The organism is Paenibacillus sp. Marseille-Q9583, assembly GCF_976954365.1.
In genome coordinates this window covers 12490-32039 of the sequence record NZ_CDRJTB010000043.1, presented here as the reverse complement: position 1 = coordinate 32039, position 19550 = coordinate 12490, and the positions used below count along the sequence as shown (strand labels likewise).

Sequence of the window (19550 nt, the reverse complement as noted above, 5' to 3'; positions counted from 1 at the left end):
ATGTGGTCTAAAATAGTCTCTTATATTCCGGATTGGACAATTTTCATGCAGGCGGCGATCACGCTGCTCTTTCCCATAGGGATTTATTATCTTTACAAGCAATTGTATTTTTATGTTGGAAGCGGACGTTCCAAGGAATCAGGGGCTAAATCTCAGGATCCGGAACTGAAGAAGGCAGACAACAAGGAAGCGAATCAGCAGCATCCTGTGTCTACAGCGATTACCCAAGACTATGATGCCAACCTAACAGTGATAAGAACGGCATTGGGGGAAAACAGTGATGTGCATTTCCGTGAATTCTCAATTAAAAGTATTCAGGCACGTGCCACGTTGGTCTATGTAGAGGGAATGCAGGATGAAGAGCTAATCAATCAACAGGTGCTGCAAAATCTGATGTTTGCCGGTGAAATGCAGGCTTCAGAAGGAATATACACCTATATGAAACAGAATATGCTCCCGCTGGTTCAGCTTAATGAAACCGGAGATTTGGACTATCTGCAGGAGTCTGTCCTGTTTGGCTACACTGCACTGATTGTAGAGGGAATGCGTGAAATGCTGCTGGTTGGCTTTCCAAATGGAGCAGTGCGCGCTATTACTGAGCCGACCTCGGAAGCATTACTACGGGGACCACGGATTGGCTTTACCGAAGTGCTCAGCGAGAATACCTCTATGCTACGGCGCCAAGGACTCAATAAGAATCTGGAAATGAAAAGGGTTGAAGTGGGCAGCGAAATCAAGAAGAATCTGGTTATCGCTTATATGAAAAACATTGTAAATCCTGATCTGCTACAGGAAGTAAAAGACCGAATCTCCAAAATTGATATGGATTTCATTCTGGAATCTGGTTATGTAGAGCAGCTAATCGAGGATGATTATTTAAGTCCGTTTCAGCAAACACAGAACACGGAAAGACCCGATCGTGTGATTGCCTCCTTATTAGAGGGAAGAGTTGCAATTTTGCTTGATGGCACACCGTTTGCACTTATTGTTCCGGTGACGTTCAGTATGCTTTTGCAGTCTCCCGAGGATTACTATGAGCGCTGGTTTCCAGGAACACTATTACGGGTGCTACGGTTTTGCGCATCATTTCTGGCTCTGTTAGCCCCGGCGCTGTATATTTCTTTTATCTCCTTTCATCCGGGGCTAATTCCTACACAACTGGCGATTTCCATTATCGAAACACGCCAAGGTGTACCCTTTCCTGCTTTAATTGAAGTGTTGATTCTGGAGATTTCTATTGAAATCTTACGTGAAGCAGGAATTCGTCTGCCGAAGCCCATAGGTCCGGCAATGGGAATTGTTGGAGGTCTGATCATTGGAGATGCCGCGGTACAGGCCGGTATTGTAAGTCCCTTTCTAGTAATTGTCGTAGCCGTGACAGCGATCTCTTCGTTTTCCATACCAATGTACAGTGCCGGCATTACCCTCCGGATCTTACGATTCGCAGGCATGTTATTTGCGGCGGTCCTGGGCATGTTCGGAACCATCCTATTTTTTCTGCTGATTTGCAGTCATCTGACTCGACTTTCAAGCTTCGGGGTTCCTTATATCACCCCTATCTCGCCTTTCCGGGGAAGTGACTGGAAGGATTTATTCGTCCGTGCGCCGTTATCCATCATGAAGCGAAGACCAGAGATGCTGAAGACCCAAAAGAAAAAGCGCAGATCCTAGAGAATGTATTCTTATCAGGAGCAGAGGGGAGACCACAGTGTTCAAACGTACGGATGACAAGATCACAACCTCGCAGGCTGCCATAGTATTGACGAATTCGATGCTAGGAGCTGGAATTCTGACCTTGCCCAGAGATATTGTCCAAGCTGTGAAGACTCCAGATGCCTGGATTTCTGTGGTGCTGGGTGGTATTGTCGTGTTTATAGTGATAATGGTTATGGTGAAGCTTAGCCAGCAATTTCCAGGTAAAACTGTTTTTCAGTATTCTAAAAAAATTGTTGGAAATCTTCCAGGCGGTGTACTGAGTTCTTTGTTGATTCTGTACTTTATTGTGATTGCGGGATTCGAAATCCGTGTACTGGCGGAAGTAACATTGTTTTTTCTTCTGGAAGGGACACCAATCTGGGCGATCGTGATGCCGTTCATCTGGGTTGGTACTTACTTGGTGTACGGTGGGATTAATTCCATTGCCCGCGTGTTTCAGATTGTGTTTCCAATCAGTATCTTTATTTTGATCATTTGTTTTATTTTAAGCACCAGGATTTTTGATATCCAGCATTTGCGTCCTTTTATGAGTGAAGGTCTGATGCCGGTCGTTCGGGGCATGAAGTCGAGCATCCTGATCTTTACTGGTTGTGAAGTTGTAATGACAATGACGGCTATTATGGAGCATCCGCAGGAAGCGGTCAAAGGGATGATGGTCGGATTCTGCATCCCGCTGGTGCTATATCTGGTTACTGTTGTGATGGTTATTGGCGGCCTGACTATTAATTCTGTAATCACCAGTACCTGGCCAACGATAGATTTGGTACGAAGCTTTGAAATTTCAGGTTTCTTTTTTGAACGATTTGAATTTCCGCTGCTGGTCATCTGGCTGATGCAGATGTTCTGTAATTTTTGCAGCTTTTTCTTTAATGCGTCACTTGGAATCTCGCAAGTGTTCAACCTGAAAATCCATCCGGTGATGTTCGCCCTAATGCCCGTAATCTTCATCTGCACGATGATCCCGCAACGCATCAATGATGTCTTCAGTCTTGGTGATTCGATTGGCTATATGGGTGTGCTGATCTTTATATTGTTGCCACTGTTATTGTCAATTGTATTACTCATTAGGAAGAAAGGACTCAAGCAGAATGTTTAGACAGAGGGTTATACACTTACTATTAATATTCATGATTCTGCTTACGCAGCCTGGCTGTTGGAGTAGTAAAGAAATTGAAGACCTGAGTGTTTTTACGGGATTGGCGCTTGACAAGGGGGAACCTAATTCGCTCGAGCGGGAATTCGATGAACGCGGAGGAAGCTATCAAAAGCATAATAAGGTTACGGCAACCGTACAAATTGTGCCTGAAAGAACAATCGGAAACTCCGGCAAAGACGGCGAAACACCCAAAACCCATTTTAACAATATTTCAGAAACAGGGGATTCTCTGCTTGAAATATTCCGTGAGTTCTCCATTCGCCAGAACCGTCCGATTATAGGCCATCACCTCAAAGTCATAGTCATATCAGAGGATCTAGTGCAACAGGAGAAGATCAGACAAATAATGGATTTTGTACTGCGAGATAACGATATTCGTCCCAGTTGTCTCATATTTCTTAGCGAAGGGCGTGCTTCTGATACGCTTATGACGACTGAGGAAGAGATTCCTTCTTTTCGACTGGCGGAGATGGTTCGTAACAACTTCAGAACTAGTAAAATTATGAAGGGTATAACATTATCGAATCTAGATGCGTTGATGTACTCCAAACAAAGCTTTGTGTTGCAGAACGTTATAGAGGCACAAGGTGAGGTCAAATTTTCTGGAGCGGGTATTATCAAGGGTGATACAGGACATTGGATCGGTAATCTCGACCAACATGATGTGGAGAGTATTGCCTGGATCAAGGGAGATATAAAAGGCGGGAGCATTAAAGCATATGATCAGTCGAATGACTCGATTACTTATGAGATTAAATCCGTTAAGAGCAAGATTACACTGAATGAAACCGATGATAAGAAGATATCGTTTCATGTTGCAATTGAGTCCACTGGACGACTAATAGAGGATTGGAATGTGAAAGAGCATTCCTCAAGTGTTGGTTACTTCAAAGAACTAGAGAAGATATTCGAAGAGAAATTAACCCAACATATCAATAGTCTTATCCATAAGATGCAGTCCACTTACAAGGTGGAGGTAGCAGGATTCAGTGATTGGTACAGCATTGAAAAGCCGCATGTCTGGAAACAGATTAAGGATCATTGGGACGAGGAATTTACTCGGATTCCAGTGACCTTTGATTTAAAGCTTAAAATTACCGATTTTGGTTCAACATCTGATTGAACGAATTTTCAGACAGAATATCGAAAATATTTTTATTCGAGGCACCCGAATTAGCGGGTGTTTCGTTATGTTCGGACATATATTGTATTTTTCTAGAAAAAACAAACCATATATCTTAAATTTGACACCTTGTTGAAAGCGCTTAACAGTACAATAATAAGCCTATAACGAAAATAGGGGGCGTCAAACAATGGTCAGCAAAAAAATGAAGGCAACTTCAACAATTGCGTTATCAGCAGCTTTGGTTTTAAGTATGGCAGCGTGTGGAAATTCAAACAACAACGAGAGTAAAGGCGCTACAGAGTCGAAAGGGAATACAGCTACGAATGCTCCAGATGCCGGAACTACAAAAACCGAAAGCGGTAAGAAGGTCACGATTACTTTTCAAAATATTTACCCGGATCCAGCAACACCTTCTTATAAGATGCTTCATGAATTAGTTGACCAATATGAAAAAGAAAACCCTAACATTCGCATCGAACTGGATACTTTAAATACGGATCAGCAAAAGGTTAAATTAAAAACACAAGCCGCTTCCAAAGAAATTCCTGATATCACGATCGTTAACCCGGCTGCACAAATGAAACCTTTCGTTGATGCAAAGCTGTTTGCTCCTCTGAATGACATGCTGGATCAAAATGGACTGAAAGACACTTATCAATCAGGTCTACTTGATTACTACAGCTTCGATGGTAATGTTTATGCGCTGCCAGATGGTAATAACATCGAGGTAGTCTACTATAATAAAGAACTCTTCGAACAAGCGGGCATCGCAGACACTCCTAAAACATTCGATGAATTACTCCAAGATGTAAAAACCTTGAAAGCAAAAGGCATTACACCAATCGCGATCGGTGAGAAAGATTCCTGGACGGGTTCATTCTTGTTCATGAATATCCTGCTTCGCACCAATGGAGGACCTGGTTTCCTTCAAGACGTACTTGATGGCAAAAAAACATTTGAAGATCCTGCTTTCGTAGAAGCTGTAGATCGTTTCCAAGACCTCGTGCAAGCAGGTGCATTCCCAGATGGAGCAACTTCCATCGATGCTAATGCTGGTGGTAATATCTTCAAATCCGGTAAAGCTGCTATGTGGGTTATCGGTTCATGGGAAACAGGTGCAATTGACGCTTCCTCAGTCGCTGGTAAAGCAGGAGCCTTCCAATTCCCAAGCGTTAATGGTAAAGGGGATCCAAATGAATTCATGCTCGCACCAGGTAGCGCTTTTGCGATTTCTGCGAACAGTGAGCATTTACAAGAAACGAAAGATTTCTTGAATTTCTTTACACTGAATCTTCCTAAAAAACAATTTGAACTTAAAAATGCTGTAGGGATTGGTCAAAAAGTGGATGGGGACCTGAAGGGCGCAGGATATTCTGATCTGGCGATCAACATTTCAGGATTGTTCAATCAGGTTAAAGGTGGCGACTTGGCCTTTGACAACACCATGAACCCAGCTACGGCACAAGTCCATCTAAGCAGTATCCAAAATCTTTTTGTTCAAAAAGTGGATTCCGCTCAAGTAGCTAAAGAACATCAAACCGCATTTGAAGCTAATAAATAAGAAGGTTTCGAAAACGCGATGCGAGGGTGCTTAAACGCTTCTTCGCATCGTGTTTACATTCTAGGGGGCGGAAATAATGAAGGTACTAAAGGTTCCAGCGCGCACAATCGCCGTCTTCGTGTTACCTTGCCTGCTTTTGTATGTGTGCTTGGTGTTTGCTCCTATCCTAGTTTCCTTTTATACAGGATTGCTACAATGGGACGGAATTACGACTACGAAAACATTTGCTGGACTTGCTAATTTCAAAGAGATGTTTTTTCATGATCCAGTGTTTTGGCCATCTGTAAAGAGAACGTTACTCTATGCTGTGGCTTCTATGGTGGAAATTCCATTTTGTTTGTTGATGGCTATCCTTCTAAATCGGTATGTGAGAAAAGGAAACACTTTAGTTTCTATTTACTTTACGCCGGTTATTTTATCGGTGGTTATCATTGGGCAGCTCTGGAAAACGATCTATGACCCTGTCTCCATGGGCGGGATGTTGAATGGCGTCCTGATCTCTCTTGGGCTGGATAGCTGGACTCACAATTGGATCACAGAACCTAAAATTGCGATGTTCGCGCTTTATGCAGTATCTCTTTGGCAATATTTCGGCTACCATTTACTGATTCAATATACTGGTGTTCAGAATATTCCGGATGAGCTGTATGAAGCGGCAAAGATTGATGGGGCTGACGGATTCAAAGCCGATCGATATATTACTTTTCCGCTGATTATTCCAATCTTTAAAATATCTATCGTACTCGCTTTTATAGGGTCTTTGCAGGCTTTTGATCTCGTTATGGTCATGACAGCCGGTGGACCCGCTCATGCTACAGATGTTATTTCCACACATATGTACAACAGTTCTTTCTTATCCTTTAAATATGGATATGGTAGTGCTATCGCTTCGTTCTTGGTCATACTGTGCCTTGTGTTTACTGCTAGCATTAATACTATCTTTAATAAGCTTGAGAAAAAATTCAGTTAGCAAAGGAGTGCGCGATCATGCGGAATGTCAAGCATAAACGCCCAAAGCGTCCTTACAAGGACGGTAAGCGTTTAAGCGAGAAATATAAGAATAATGTCTTCCGTGAAACTCAGACGTTCTTATATTTTAAGAAAGGATTCGTGTATCTTCTCTTTGCGATTCCTGTCGTTACCCAGCTATATCCTCTTCTATGGCTAATGCTCTATTCCTTGAAAACCAATGAAGAGATTTTGGGAGGAAGTTTTTTCTCATTTCCTAAAGTATTTCAGTGGCATAACTATAGCGAGGCTTATAAGTCCGGTAGCTATCTAAAGTATTTATCTAACAGTGTAGTGGTTACCGGTGTAACGATGATCTTCGTCATCCTGCTTAGTTCAATGGTAGCTTACGCGATCTCACGGTTCCGTTGGCGTTACGGCAACTTGGTCATGACGATCTTCTTAATGGGGATGATGATTCCCATGCAGGCCACTTTGCTCCCGCTGATGATCATTTTCAAAAATATGCATATTCTGAATACACACTTATCGCTCATATTGCCTTATGTTGCTTTTTCAACCCCTATAGCGGTGTTCATATTAAGTGGCTTTATGAAGAGCATTCCGCATGAAATCGAAGAATCAGCCTTTATTGATGGGGCGAGCGTATATCGGATCTTCCGCACGATCATTCTTCCTGTATCCGTACCACCGGTAATGACTGTGTGTATTCTAACGTTCATCAACATTTGGAACGAGTATATCTTAGCGGCCACCTTCATTTCCTCCGAGAAATTGAAGACCTTGCCCTTTGGCGTGTACACATTCGTTAGTCAGTATTCTGTAAACTATGGGAATATCGGTGCATTTCTAGTGATGGGTGCGTTACCCGTCATTTTAATCTATTTCTTCTTATCCAATCAGATTACAAAAGGAATGGTGGCGGGCGCAGTAAAAGGATAAATCTATATTGCAAATTACAATAATGGAATTATAATGAAGAAGCAGCAGGACAGATGAGTTTGAGGAGGGAAGCCTTTTTGAGAAACAGCTTTCATTCCATCCACCATCGATTGTTTTTGCTGTTTCTTTTTTGTATGTCTAGCATTCTATTAATTGTGAGTCTGCTCTATTACAACCGGACAACCGTACAGTTTCATGAGAAAATAAGTGATTTGTCGCAGAAGAATGTCGCTCAGACAGCGGATCTATTCAGCTTACTGTACAAAGGGTATGATAGTCTCTCTAAATCACTCAGCAATAACTTTGAATTGATACGTTTGATTAATGAGACAAGCACAGAGCCCGCGGTAGCTTACATCAATGAACAGACGATTACCAATATTTTAGGAGCTATATTTTATTCTCGGGATGATCTCGTAGGTATTCATGTCATTACAGATAAAGGTAAGATCTATAATTACGGAAACTATATGAATGTGGTTGATCCCGAATATATGAAGGAAGATTGGTACCATCAGCTGCAATCTTCCTCCGGTAAAATGGTCTGGCTCGGCGTCTATGAACATTCTCTTATCGATCAAGTGGAGGATAGTCCTGTGTTTGCCTTCGGCCGTCAGATTTACGATCTCAATGAACACAAACCGATTGGCATTGTTCTGTACGAGACGAATCCGAAGCCTGTTCTGGATGCGTTGGATAATGTGAAGCTGGGTGAGCATAGCCAGGTGTATTTAATGTCGCAGGATGGACGATTCGTATCCTCTGCCGAAGATCAGGAACCTGATTTAACTCAGCTCCCGTCTTTACAGAACTCCCAGAATGTTGTGGTCGAACAGACAGCCAATCGTCTGCTTGTCGCTTCTAAACTGTCCTTCTCAGGTTGGTGGGTGCTTAGTATCACTCCTAATCGCGACCTAAATGTAGAGTTGGTAGAGATGAAACGTTATCTGTTCATTGTATTTTCGATTCTTGTTCTCGTCTCTACTTTGATAGCTTCTATTGTTTCACGAACGATTTCTTTGCCGCTTAAAAAGGTGATTCGAGAGATGAAGCAAGTGGAGATCGGTAATTTTCGGGGAATGGTGAATGTTTCATCTTATCAAGAGATTAATATTCTTGTTGCTTCGTTTAATCGGATGGTTCGCCGAATCGAAGAACTAATCGAGCGGGTAAAACTTTCTTCCGTCAGTGAGAAGAATGCTGAGCTTCATGCCTTACAATCTCAAGTGAACCCACATTTTCTATACAATACTCTGGATATGATTTATTGGATGCTGGATGAGGAAGGGAATGAGCAACTGGGAGAACTTGTTCTCTCGCTATCTTCGATGTTCCGGTACAGCAGTCATTGGGAAGTTGACGTAGAAGTCACATTACGAGAAGAACTGGAACAAATCGGGCACTATCTAAATATTATTTCTATCCGGCTGGAAGGTCGTCTACGGATTGAGATAAATATAGATGAACGATGGCTTGAGGTTCGCCTTCCCAAGATGACTGTACAACCGGTCATTGAAAATGCTGTAAAACATGGCTTGGAATCGCTCGATCGTCAAGGAATTCTGAAGGTGAGTATACTTGAAGAAACTGGAGTGCTGAACATCGTCGTTCAAGATAATGGAAAAGGTATGGATGCAGAGAAGCTGAAGGCGCTGGTGGAATCCTTGGATCGACCTACAACGAAAGAAAATGGAAAAATGGGGATCGGTCTTCAAAATCTGCATCGGCGGCTCCAGCATATGTTCGGAGAATCCTATGGTCTTGTGATTCGAAGCTTACCTGGAGAAGGAACCGAGGTTGCTATCATGCTGCCGATTCCGCAGGAAGGAGAGCATAGTCGTGAACATTCTCATAGCTGATGATGAACGGGTGATCCGAGAAGGCATTAAGCGCACTATAAGAAGTATCTATCCAGATTATTGTGTACATGTTGCTGCGTCGACAGAAGAAGCTGTCAAGATTATGGAGGAACAGTCCATCCATATCGTCTTAACAGATATTCTTATGCCCGGTATGAATGGCCTAGAGTTCATGAGGATTTCTAAGCGGCGGTATCCTTATGTCAAATGGGTGGTCATCTCTGCACACAGTGAGTTCGCCTATGCGCAGGAGGCCGTTCGTCTTGGAGCGAGAGATTATCTACTTAAGCCGATCGGCAAAAGCAAGCTACTTGAGATTATTAGTAACTTATCGCTAGAAATAGAGCAGGATCATAAGCTTATTAAAGATGAAGACCGATTAAGGTCAAGTCTGAAATATTTAAGAGAAGGTGTATTTCAAAGGCTCGCTTCTGGTTTTAATCTCGGTAATTTAGACATCAGCCAATTAATAGAAGACCATCAATGCTTCTATTTGATTTTGCTACAAATGGATGCGGGTGATAAAAACATTCGGATAGAACATTTTATTGTAGAAAATGTGTTAACTGAGCTGATAGAACGAGATGGGCGTGGCTTTGTGGTCAGCTATGACCGCCAGAGTCTGCTGGGATTAATCACCTTAAGAGAAGACGCTCGATTAGAATCTTTTCTGGAAGATGGAAGGACCTATTTAAAGCAGTACTTAAAAACACCCTTCCAAATGGTACAATCCGGACTTAGCTACGATATAAATACTGTACCTCAGATCGTAACGAGCTTAAGAGAGGCAGTGAATTCGCAAGTGTTGGATTTAACGCCAGTGAAAGGTAGTGGCGAAAAAGCCATCGACATCGCATTGCAATATGTAAAAGAACACTATTTCGAAGACCTTACTTTGGAAAAGATTGCTTCCGTTGTATTTCTGAATCCGGTCTACTTCAGTCAATTATTTAAACAGAAGACGGGTCAAGGCTATAAAGAATACGTGACATCCTTACGATTGGAGCAAGCGAAGCTGCTGCTAGTGAACTCGAAGCTTAAGGTGGCAGAAATCGCCGAACGTATTGGATATCAGGACATGCGACATTTTACACAGATGTTCCGCAAGCGGTTCCTAGTAACTCCTACGGAGTATCGTCAGCAGCTTAATAACGGAACCTACTGAATTTCTGTTCATAGGAAAGGAAAAAGGATCTCTGCAGCCATTAGGGTGGCTATAGAGATCTTTTTTTTGTGTGTAGATCAGTATGGTTAACTAGAAGCAGCGTATATAAAAATAACGAAAAATAAAATGAATATGGCGTAAAGTAAAGTGCCGACAATCCCGCATACCAGACCCGCAATAGCTAAGCCTCTTCCTTGCTCATACCGAATCCGTATTTCTTTAAGGGATAGGGCAGACAGAACAACCGCTATAATCCCTAACAAAAATCCGATATAAGGAACAATTATGGAAAGTACTCCTAAAACGAAACCAGCAATTGACTTGCCATTCATCGGTGTTGGTGGGGACGGGGGAGGATAATACTTTTGATTCTCGTTCGGCCCATAACTCATTCAAATCACCTCCTATCAAGCGTGTTATTGGATGTAGTTAATCCAGTGTTCAAGCTGTACACAAGGAATGAGTCCAATAGATTCAGCTAGTCTGATGGAAGCTTGATTTGTTTCAAGCACATGATAGCGTGGAATAAACCCTCGTTCTAACGTTTCTTGTATGGCGGTTTGGACCACCTTTTTCGCATACCCGTTTCTTTGAGAGGATTCTAAAGTATGTACAGCGCCGATTTCCCAGATGGTTTCTTCATTACGGAACGCTAAGCAGGTACTGACCGGATTGTTGTCTAGGAAAATTGACACGGAGAAAGCCCCGTTTTGAAAATAGTCTTCTATTTCGTCTTTCGTGTAATGATTAGCGGCCCACAGCGGAATTAATCTGTTGTCAACCACATGACTGATAACAACTTCTTCGTCCTTTGGAAAGATTTGTCCCTCAGCTGTACTGTATGAGTAGAACCCCCGGACTTTCTCCATTGAAAAATGTGATGATAATGCCTCTTTATAGTTCACGTCTTGCAGTTTAAAAACAATTTTTGCTTGTGGAGGCAACAATTGAAACAGAGCCGGAAATACATCTGGGCTGCTGTAATCCATAAATACGATGTAATCCGCTTGAGGATATACTCTATGATCATATGCGTACGCTGAAGCAGGAAGAAGCAATAAAACACCCCATTGATTTCCTTGCTCCACAAGATGAGACTCCATGACTTCATGGAATGAGGTTAACATTTTTAATAAACTGACATTCTTCAACGGTTCTTTGCGCAATCTGGTCATAATTCGGTCATTCTGGTGCATGTTATTTACTCCCCACTCAATATATTTCAATAGTAATTGCACTTATGCAGATCATTATATCTAGGATAATTATTATATCGCAGAAATACGTCAGCTTGACAGTGACTGCTATAATGTATTAGGAAAATAAAGCTTGCTGTTTGATGCAGCATACGTAATCGGAGGCACAGAATTTCATGACACAATCTATCACACCCGCTGCAGTTCGTGTAGGAGGAGGCCTAACTAAACAATTCATACTTATTTTAGCCATTGCATCAGGATTAAGCGTCGCAAATATGTATTACAATCAGCCCCTTTTGGCCGATATAGGACGAACATTCCATGCATCCTCTAACGCAGTGGGATATGTATCGATGCTTACTCAGATCGGTTATGCGCTTGGGATGTTATTCTTTGTTCCGTTGGGCGACATTCGTGAACGAAGAACACTAATATCCGGACTTCTTATTGCTGTATCATTATCACTTGTTGGTTTCGCTACAGCTCAGAACCTTATTTGGATGTATATCGCCAGTTTTGCTATTGGCATAACTACGGTCGTGCCGCAGGTTATCATTCCTCTCTCGGCGGAGCTCGCTTTGCCAGAAGAAAGAGGAAAGGTTATTGGAACCGTAATGAGCGGGCTATTTTTTGGCATTTTGCTGGCAAGAACAATATCCGGAATTATAGGAGATATGTTCGGCTGGAGAGCCATGTACTGGATTGCCGCAGTTATAATGCTATTGTTATCCCTTATCTTATACCAACTAATTCCAAAGACGAAACCAGAAAATAATTCATCCTATTCAGATCTACTGAAATCAATGGGGAATTTGATTCGCAGATATTCGACGCTTCGTGAAGCATCATTGATTGGTGCTTGTATGTTTGGTGGCTTCAGCGTGTTCTGGACTTCACTGGCTTTCTTTCTAGAAGGTGAACCTTACCACTATAGTAGCTCTATCACAGGCTTGTTTGGGTTGATCGGTGTAGCAGGTGCTGCGGGTGCTCCATTTATCGGTAGGCTAGCTGATAGGATCGCACCGAAAAAGATAGTAGGTATACTACTATTGCTGACATTGATTGCTTATGGATTCTTCGGTTTAGCTGGATTTACAATTTGGAGCCTGATTGCCGGTGTTATTATCCTGGATCTTGGAGTACAAGGGTCACAGGTTAGTAACCAAACACGGATCTATGCACTTGAGCCGGCGGCGCGCAGCCGAATAAATACGGTGTTTATGGTTAGCACTTTTACAGGTGGAGCTATTGGATCAACACTTGGAAGCTTTGCATGGCAGCATTGGGGCTGGAGTGGCGTCTGTCTGATGGGTGGAATACTAATTGTGGCCGCTATATGCATATGGATAGTCTATAGAGGAATTGAGAAGAAGACATTCAACGCAGGAGGTGCGTGAGCATCGCTCAGAAGACGAAAGTCGTAGAAGTCGTCCCTTATGATCCAGAGTGGAAGGTAGAATTCGATAGAATAAAAGAACAGTTGTTATCTTATGTTGGCGACCTCATTATTACGATAGAGCATGTGGGGAGTACTTCCATTGAAGGACTCGCTGCTAAACCCATCATAGATCTTGATCTTGTAATGGATAGCTACGATGTACTTCCACAAATCATAGAACGTTTACAACAGCATGGTTATGAACATCAAGGGAACTTGGGAATCGAAGGCAGGGAAGCCTTCAAAAGACGTCAAGCGGACGAATTCATGAAATATCATCTGTATGTATGCCCTAAGGATGGAAAAGGGTATTTGGAGCATATCGCTTTTAGAGACTATCTCTGTTCAAATACGGAAGCGCGTCAAGCATATGCAGAAGTCAAACAGCGTTTGGCAGAACAACATCGCTACGATATGGATGCTTACTGTGAAGGAAAGACAGCGTTTGTCACCTCGATTTTATCAAAAGCCATGAAATAACCCATAAGTCAATCATGTGCCAGATCGAAGATGGCTTCGATATTCACTGGGGGACATACCGCTCCACTTACGGAACTGCTTGGAGAAATATAACGCATCATTGAAACCGACCGAAGAGGATACCTGGTCGATGGTGAGCGTTCCTCCAAGCAGTTCCTTTGCTTTATCCATGCGAACCTTTAACAAATATTGCTTGGGTGACATTCCGATCTTTTGCTTAAAAGCCTTAGAGAGGTGTGCCCTATGATAACCAAGAGAGGATGCCATGTGGTCGATACTGATCTGTTGATGAAATTGGAGAGAGATCCAGCGGATCGCTTGATTGATCTGGCGGTCGATAACATCCGGTAATTGTGCGGATTTAGGGGTGAGCGAACTTATGTTCGCAAGACCGAATTTGTGCACCAGAAGGCGCAGCCACCCAGAAGCCTCCAAACTTTCCAACCTTGGATAAGCAGACTGCTGAAAGGAAAAACGAATATGCTCATACAAGTTATGTATCTCTATAAGGTTATCTATGTGTATTAACGGCTTGTCCGGTGTAATCCCCACTTCTTTAAATAGCTGCTGAACGGCTTCTCCTTGCAAGGCCACCCATACATAAGTCCAAGGCTGTTCCATGTCTGCCTGATAGCTGAATAATACCCCTGGGAAAATAACAAAGGTATCTCCTGTACCACATACCTGAGAGTTACTTCCACTCTGAAATATGCCTTTTCCATCTATTACGGTATGTATAAGGTAGTAATCGTGAACGGATGGCCCCATTTTATGTCCAGGAACCGGTTTGCCTTCACCGCTGAACAATACAGTCAGGTCGGGTTCATCTGGAGCAAGATTAAGCCCTGAAGAGAAATGATAATGCTCTGAAGCCATTTGCTTCTGACCTCCTATACATGATTTGAATTACAATTAGATTATAGGACATATCACTTAAATGCAACAAACATCCATATATGAATTGTATTTCTCCATACTCAATGAGACCGCTCTCATTTATAGTGAATAGTGAAGAGAGAGACGGATACCCTCTGACATTCTAGTGTTTATAAGGGAAATTCATCGATGTTTTCTGAGTGGCTAGCGATGTCGAGACCGTAGAACTCACTACTTAAGGAGGAATATTTCATATGTCCAAAATTACATTTATCGGAGCGGGTAGTACTGTATTTGCAAAGAATGTTTTAGGAGATTGCATGAGAACTCCAGCCCTTCAAGGCTTTGAGCTTGCCCTATATGATATTGATCTTCAGCGCCTAAAAGATTCCGAGAATATGCTGAGTAATATAAAAGCAAGTAGTGGCAGTACTTGTATCGTGAAATCCTATACGGATCGTAAGGAAGCTTTACGTGGAGCTAAATATGTGATTAATGCGATTCAGGTCGGGGGGTATGATCCTTGTACCATTACAGACTTTGAAATTCCGAAGAAATATGGCTTACGTCAGACGATTGCGGATACGGTTGGTATCGGTGGCATTTTCCGCAACTTACGTACGATTCCTGTCATGCTTGATTTTGCTGCAGATGTGAGAGAGGTTTGTCCAGATGCACTCTTTATGAACTATACGAATCCAATGGCCGTATTGACGAATGTGATGAACACTTATGGTGATGTGAAGACCGTTGGATTATGTCATAGCGTACAGCATTGTATTCCAGGCTTATTCGAGCATCTGGGAATGGATCAGACAGGTGTACAGGCTAAGATTGCCGGTATTAACCATATGGCTTGGCTACTCGAGGTTACGAAGGACGGAGAGGACTTATATCCGGAAATCAAACGCCGCGCTGCTGAGAAGCAGAAAGAACATCACGGGGACATGGTTCGTTATGAAATGATGCTTAAATTTGGTTACTACATTACGGAGTCTTCAGAACATAACGCAGAGTATCATCCTTATTTTATCAAACGTAATTATCCTGAGCTCATCGAACGCTTTCAAATTCCACTCGACGAGTACCCACGCCGCTGTGTAGAACAAATTGAACGGTGGCAGAAGATGCGTGAAGAATTAGTAAATAACAAAGAGCTTGTACATGAACGTTCGCATGAATATGCGTCCTACATTATGGAAGCCATCGAGACGAATGTACCTTTCAAAATTGGTGGTAATGTTATGAATACAGGTCTTATCACCAATCTTCCGAATGAAGCATGTGTTGAAGTTTCGTGCCTTGTAGACCGTAGTGGCGTCACTCCAACCTTCGTGGGAGATCTGCCTCCACAGTGTGCCGCACTGAATCGTACGAACATTAATACACAATTGTTAACAATCGAAGCAGCGATTACTCATAAGAGAGAGCATATTTATCACGCAGCTATGCTCGATCCGCACACTGCCGCCGAACTGTCGATGGATGACATTACGAATATGTGTGATGAGCTGATCACGGCCCATGGAGACTGGTTGCCCGTGTATAAATAAATTGCATATTTCTAAAATTTTTAAAGTCTAAAGCCTGAGAAATCAGGCTTTTTTTGCATATATCTGTCTAGGACAACTGGGGTACAACGGAATACACATATATGGACACCTAAATGCGGAGGTGAAGCATGATGATCATTGAGAATTATACCTTAGCATCGTCCACATTCCATGCTACCCCTTATTATGTGATCAGAGGAATGCTCCCTGGTCCTGTGTTCATGGTGGTGTCCGGCATACACGGGAATGAAACGGCAAGCATTCGTGCCGCTCAAAACCTCGTGAATCGCTTGAGACAAGGAGAACTATATATTTATCGAGGCACTCTTATTATAGTCCCTCTCATGAATCAAAAAGCTTATCGCAAACGAATTCGAGGCGTGCCGGATTTGAACCGAACGTTTCCGCGTACTCGGAATGCTTCTGCCAAACATCCGTTATCCGTAGTCTTGCTTCAATTAGTACGGCGTTATCGACCCGCCTGGTACCTTGATCTCCATGAAGCTAATGGTTTGTCTCAAAGAAATCCTCAGCGACTCGGACAGACTATTATCATTAAGCCGGGGAGCCGAGGTACGGCTACAGCAAGACGGATCATACGAGACATTAACCGTACGATTGCAAATCCATCTTATCATTTTAATATCCGTTTACGAGAGCGCCCCGGCTCGTCACGTTCAGCCGTCTCCCGCATCATAGGAGCGAAGGCATTTACTGTGGAAACCTGCTGGAGTCTTAATCGTGACCTTCGTATTCGCTATCAGATAGACATTGTTAATCGCTTTTTAAGAAGTGCTGGAATGATGTGATCATGATTAAATATGCTGAATGCCAAGCAAGCTGACCCTGAGTTCATAGGAATCGGCTTGTTTTGTGTGGATTTGAAAGATCATTGACAACAATGAGTATAGTGTATATATTAAATATATACACTGAACACACATAAACTAGGAGTGAGGGCACGAGTTCATGAACATATTGATATCCAACACTTCCGGTGAACCCATCTATGCACAGATTGTAAGTCAGATCCGCCAGATGATCCTGCAAGGAGATTTAGTCTCAGGTACGCCTTTACCTTCTATTCGGCTGTTAGCCAAAGAGCTGCAGATTAGCGTAATTACAACAAAACGAGCTTACGAGGAACTGGAGAGAGAAGGGCTTATCAATTCCATTGTGGGAAAAGGCTCCTTTGTTTCTGGTGCGGATCAGGAGTTTATTCGTGAGCAGCGGTTGCGGATCATGGAGAACAAAATGAAGGAGATTATCGACGAGAGTAAAATGTTAGGGATTGATTTTGCTGAGTTCAGTGAGATGTTGAAATTGCTGTATGAGGAGGAGACAGAATGAACGATGTCATTCAATTGAATCAAATATCTAAAAAATATGGCCTTTTTAGCCTATGCGAACTTACGTTCGGTATCAAAGAAGGATATATAACGGGGCTGATAGGGCCCAATGGGGCAGGGAAAACAACTTTAATTAAAATGATGATGGGTATGGTACAACCCGACCAAGGAAGTATCGAGATTTTTGGCGAAAAAACATCCATAAAGAATGCAAAGTACAAAGATCGAATTGGGTATGTTTCCGATGAGAACTACTTTTACGATCAATTAAGCATCGATCAAATGAGCAGGATGATTGCTCCCTTTTATAGTCAGTGGGATAAAGAGACTTATAGGAAATACATAGAGATGTTCAAGCTTTCCCCCCGGAAAAAGATTAAAGAACTCTCTAAAGGGATGAAAATGAAGTATTCGCTCGCCATTGCTTTATCACACGGTGCAGATCTGCTCATCATGGACGAACCTACTGCAGGTCTTGATCCCATATTCCGAAGAGAACTGCTTGATCTGCTTAGTGAGCATATCCAGGATGAAAAGAAATCTATTCTTTTCTCCACGCATAACACGACTGATTTAGACCGGATAGCGGATTATATTGTTTTTGTGAATGAGGGGAGGTTAGTTTTTAATGAGATGAAAGAATCTCTCCCTAATAAATATATGCTGGTAAAAGGCAACAAGGAGTTGCTTGATCGGGATGTGCGAAAATGGTTCATCGGGCTTAGAGAGACGGAAGTTGGTTTCGAGGGTCTTCTGAACAATCGCTCTGAGGGCGAACGATTCTTTAGAGATCATGCCATATGCGAGACACCCACTCTGGAAGAAATCATGTATTTTACGGTAAAGGGAAACGCTTTGTATGTTTAATCTCTTGCTGTTGATTCGGAAAGACATTATTCTCCTGCGGAATTTCATCCCTTTATTTCTCTTGAGTATTTTGTTTGTTGCATATGTACAATTGGATAGCTCCAGTATGTTTGCTACCTTTCAATCTTTACTATTGCTCGTATACTCCTGTTCAATGGATGCGCAGAATAACAACACAAAGTTTGTTATAGGACTGCCAGTAAGTCGGCAAGAGATTGTCTTAGCTAAATACTTATCACTTATTCCTTATAGTTTCATCGGTTTGGTTTGTTCTTTTGCTTTGTTTCTAAATTCCATTTCATTTGGATATTCCATTAGCCCAGTGTATTGGATAGGGGTATCTTTAACTTTACTTATGATTCCTTTGACTGCTTCTATTTATCTGCCGATCCATTATTGGCTTGGTTACAAGAACTATCACTTTAATATCCTTTTTAATGTAGTTGTAACGATAACCACGATAAGTGCTGGATCTTCACTCACCAATTCATCATTTTTCTTAACAATAACTCATTTGAAGCTGCAGGATCATCTGGTGCAGATAGGTTTGATAGGGATCGTTTATCTATTCATCTTGTACTTCTCATATAAGATTTCACTACGATTGTTTAGCAGGGAAGAGTTATAAGCTAAGGAGGACTTATAGTGTATCATTCATTTTATCTTATTCAAAAAGACTTCATTCTTCTGCGTAAATTTCTGATGCTGCTCATCCCTTTCTTTATTTTTATAGCTTACTCGAACTATCATAGCTTCAGTTTATTTACGGTAATGCCACCCATGCTGTTGTTGATAAGCTCCTGTTCTATGGATACTCAGCAGATGTCGCAACGGTTTCTCGTTAATCTCCCTGTGCGGAGACAAGAGCTTGTCCGTGCCAAATACTTCTCAATCCTTCCGTATGCGCTTGTTGGGCTAGCAGCAACTGCTTTTACCTATCTTCTGATTATTATGACAGGTAAAGAGGTAACCCCTCATTTTTGGCAAGAGGTTGGTATTGCGATATCTATTTTCCCACTCCTCGCTATGCTTTATTTACCGATTCATTACTGGTTAGGGGCAAAAGGAACGCAAGTGGTTAATCTCGTTTTTATGATGATTATAATGGTTGGTCCGAATGTGATCGGTAGTTTGCTTCAATGGTTTCCTAACCTAGAGAACTGGAAGAGCTTTGGCGTGAAGTCTAGCTTTATTCCTTATATCATACTAGGACTCGCTTACGTGTTTTTACTCAGCTGTTCTTATCTCATTTCTTTGCGGATTTTTGAGAAGAAGGATCTGTGATGTTAATAAT

19 protein-coding genes are annotated in these 19550 nt (G+C 42.2%); 16 read left to right on the top strand and 3 right to left on the bottom strand.

Translation table 11 applies throughout. The annotated features are described in order from the left end of the window. From ACWNM1_RS19020 to ACWNM1_RS18985, 8 genes are all read left to right on the top strand, one after another. Positions 1-1671 (top strand): spore germination protein, encoded by a 1671-nt coding sequence (locus tag ACWNM1_RS19020; RefSeq protein WP_449602218.1) that lies wholly within the window; start codon positions 1-3, stop codon positions 1669-1671. A 37-nt stretch (positions 1672-1708) separates the two neighbouring features. Continuing rightward, on the top strand, positions 1709-2812 hold the full coding sequence (locus ACWNM1_RS19015; RefSeq protein ID WP_449602217.1) for a GerAB/ArcD/ProY family transporter: 1104 nt from the start codon (positions 1709-1711) through the stop codon (positions 2810-2812). Then, on the top strand, positions 2805-3995 hold the full coding sequence (locus ACWNM1_RS19010) for a Ger(x)C family spore germination protein (RefSeq protein WP_449602216.1): 1191 nt from the start codon (positions 2805-2807) through the stop codon (positions 3993-3995). The genes ACWNM1_RS19015 and ACWNM1_RS19010 overlap by 8 nt, the downstream gene beginning before the upstream one ends. Positions 3996-4185: 190 nt before the next feature. After that, positions 4186-5559, top strand: coding sequence for an extracellular solute-binding protein (locus ACWNM1_RS19005; protein ID WP_449602215.1), 1374 nt, complete (start codon positions 4186-4188; stop codon positions 5557-5559). A 76-nt stretch (positions 5560-5635) separates the two neighbouring features. Next, positions 5636-6529 carry a carbohydrate ABC transporter permease gene (locus ACWNM1_RS19000; protein WP_042188566.1) on the top strand — a complete coding sequence of 298 codons (894 nt, stop codon included), beginning with the start codon at positions 5636-5638 and terminating at the stop codon, positions 6527-6529. A 17-nt stretch (positions 6530-6546) separates the two neighbouring features. After that, on the top strand, positions 6547-7470 hold the full coding sequence (locus ACWNM1_RS18995) for a carbohydrate ABC transporter permease (protein WP_449602214.1): 924 nt from the start codon (positions 6547-6549) through the stop codon (positions 7468-7470). A 77-nt stretch (positions 7471-7547) separates the two neighbouring features. Further along, positions 7548-9329: a cache domain-containing sensor histidine kinase gene (locus tag ACWNM1_RS18990; RefSeq protein WP_449602213.1), complete on the top strand. Its 1782-nt coding sequence runs from the start codon at positions 7548-7550 to the stop codon at positions 9327-9329. Next, positions 9310-10494 (top strand): response regulator transcription factor, encoded by a 1185-nt coding sequence (locus ACWNM1_RS18985; RefSeq protein ID WP_449602212.1) that lies wholly within the window; start codon positions 9310-9312, stop codon positions 10492-10494. Before ACWNM1_RS18990 ends, ACWNM1_RS18985 begins: the two co-directional genes overlap by 20 nt. 86 nt (positions 10495-10580) lie before the next feature. Here ACWNM1_RS18985 and ACWNM1_RS18980 read toward each other — a convergent pair whose 3' ends face one another. Both ACWNM1_RS18980 and ACWNM1_RS18975 read right to left on the bottom strand, forming a co-directional pair. Continuing rightward, the gene (locus ACWNM1_RS18980; protein WP_449602211.1) at positions 10581-10886 is read right to left on the bottom strand and encodes a DUF4190 domain-containing protein; all 306 of its coding nucleotides are present in this window, start codon (positions 10884-10886) and stop codon (positions 10581-10583) included. Between the two features lie 24 nt (positions 10887-10910). Continuing rightward, on the bottom strand, positions 10911-11690 hold the full coding sequence (locus tag ACWNM1_RS18975) for a GNAT family N-acetyltransferase (RefSeq protein WP_449602210.1): 780 nt from the start codon (positions 11688-11690) through the stop codon (positions 10911-10913). 176 nt (positions 11691-11866) lie between these two features. On the opposite strand from ACWNM1_RS18975, the gene ACWNM1_RS18970 reads away from it, so the two are divergent. Both ACWNM1_RS18970 and ACWNM1_RS18965 read left to right on the top strand, forming a co-directional pair. Next, a complete protein-coding gene (locus ACWNM1_RS18970) occupies positions 11867-13090 on the top strand; it encodes an MFS transporter (protein ID WP_449602209.1) in 1224 nt (407 codons plus the stop codon). Beyond that, the gene (locus ACWNM1_RS18965; protein WP_449602208.1) at positions 13087-13611 is read left to right on the top strand and encodes a GrpB family protein; all 525 of its coding nucleotides are present in this window, start codon (positions 13087-13089) and stop codon (positions 13609-13611) included. The genes ACWNM1_RS18970 and ACWNM1_RS18965 overlap by 4 nt, the downstream gene beginning before the upstream one ends. A gap of 12 nt (positions 13612-13623) precedes the next feature. Here the strand turns inward: ACWNM1_RS18965 and ACWNM1_RS18960 are convergent, their stop codons facing one another. Further along, on the bottom strand, positions 13624-14487 hold the full coding sequence (locus tag ACWNM1_RS18960) for an AraC family transcriptional regulator (RefSeq protein ID WP_449602207.1): 864 nt from the start codon (positions 14485-14487) through the stop codon (positions 13624-13626). 254 nt (positions 14488-14741) lie between these two features. Between ACWNM1_RS18960 and melA the strand changes: the two genes are divergently transcribed. The 6 genes from melA to ACWNM1_RS18930 all read left to right on the top strand — a co-directional run bounded on the left by melA (position 14742) and on the right by ACWNM1_RS18930 (position 19540). Next, positions 14742-16040 (top strand): alpha-galactosidase, encoded by a 1299-nt coding sequence (gene melA, locus ACWNM1_RS18955; RefSeq protein ID WP_449602206.1) that lies wholly within the window; start codon positions 14742-14744, stop codon positions 16038-16040. 131 nt (positions 16041-16171) lie between these two features. Then, positions 16172-16849, top strand: coding sequence for a deacylase (locus ACWNM1_RS18950; protein WP_449602231.1), 678 nt, complete (start codon positions 16172-16174; stop codon positions 16847-16849). A gap of 160 nt (positions 16850-17009) precedes the next feature. Then, complete coding sequence (locus tag ACWNM1_RS18945) at positions 17010-17390, top strand: GntR family transcriptional regulator (RefSeq protein ID WP_449602205.1); 381 nt, start codon at positions 17010-17012, stop codon at positions 17388-17390. Then, complete coding sequence (locus ACWNM1_RS18940; RefSeq protein WP_449602204.1) at positions 17387-18256, top strand: ABC transporter ATP-binding protein; 870 nt, start codon at positions 17387-17389, stop codon at positions 18254-18256. Before ACWNM1_RS18945 ends, ACWNM1_RS18940 begins: the two co-directional genes overlap by 4 nt. Continuing rightward, on the top strand, positions 18249-18884 hold the full coding sequence (locus ACWNM1_RS18935) for an ABC-2 transporter permease (protein ID WP_449602203.1): 636 nt from the start codon (positions 18249-18251) through the stop codon (positions 18882-18884). The genes ACWNM1_RS18940 and ACWNM1_RS18935 overlap by 8 nt, the downstream gene beginning before the upstream one ends. A 17-nt stretch (positions 18885-18901) precedes the next feature. Beyond that, a complete protein-coding gene (locus ACWNM1_RS18930; protein WP_449602202.1) occupies positions 18902-19540 on the top strand; it encodes an ABC-2 transporter permease in 639 nt (212 codons plus the stop codon). Positions 19541-19550: the final 10 nt, after the last annotated feature.

What these genes read in the sequence shown, in the direction of transcription:
- ACWNM1_RS18980 (WP_449602211.1), bottom strand. Translation starts at nt 10,886, where the DNA reads ATGAGTTATGGGCCGAACGAGAATCAAAAGTATTATCCTCCCCCGTCC.
- ACWNM1_RS18995 (WP_449602214.1), top strand. Translation starts at nt 6,547, where the DNA reads ATGCGGAATGTCAAGCATAAACGCCCAAAGCGTCCTTACAAGGACGGT.
- ACWNM1_RS18950 (WP_449602231.1), top strand. Translation starts at nt 16,172, where the DNA reads ATGATCATTGAGAATTATACCTTAGCATCGTCCACATTCCATGCTACC.
- ACWNM1_RS18960 (WP_449602207.1), bottom strand. Translation starts at nt 14,487, where the DNA reads ATGGCTTCAGAGCATTATCATTTCTCTTCAGGGCTTAATCTTGCTCCA.
- ACWNM1_RS18940 (WP_449602204.1), top strand. Translation starts at nt 17,387, where the DNA reads ATGAACGATGTCATTCAATTGAATCAAATATCTAAAAAATATGGCCTT.
- ACWNM1_RS19000 (WP_042188566.1), top strand. Translation starts at nt 5,636, where the DNA reads ATGAAGGTACTAAAGGTTCCAGCGCGCACAATCGCCGTCTTCGTGTTA.
- ACWNM1_RS18935 (WP_449602203.1), top strand. Translation starts at nt 18,249, where the DNA reads ATGTTTAATCTCTTGCTGTTGATTCGGAAAGACATTATTCTCCTGCGG.
- ACWNM1_RS19020 (WP_449602218.1), top strand. Translation starts at nt 1, where the DNA reads ATGTGGTCTAAAATAGTCTCTTATATTCCGGATTGGACAATTTTCATG.
- ACWNM1_RS18975 (WP_449602210.1), bottom strand. Translation starts at nt 11,690, where the DNA reads ATGCACCAGAATGACCGAATTATGACCAGATTGCGCAAAGAACCGTTG.
- ACWNM1_RS19010 (WP_449602216.1), top strand. Translation starts at nt 2,805, where the DNA reads ATGTTTAGACAGAGGGTTATACACTTACTATTAATATTCATGATTCTG.
- melA (WP_449602206.1), top strand. Translation starts at nt 14,742, where the DNA reads ATGTCCAAAATTACATTTATCGGAGCGGGTAGTACTGTATTTGCAAAG.
- ACWNM1_RS18945 (WP_449602205.1), top strand. Translation starts at nt 17,010, where the DNA reads ATGAACATATTGATATCCAACACTTCCGGTGAACCCATCTATGCACAG.
- ACWNM1_RS18970 (WP_449602209.1), top strand. Translation starts at nt 11,867, where the DNA reads ATGACACAATCTATCACACCCGCTGCAGTTCGTGTAGGAGGAGGCCTA.
- ACWNM1_RS19005 (WP_449602215.1), top strand. Translation starts at nt 4,186, where the DNA reads ATGGTCAGCAAAAAAATGAAGGCAACTTCAACAATTGCGTTATCAGCA.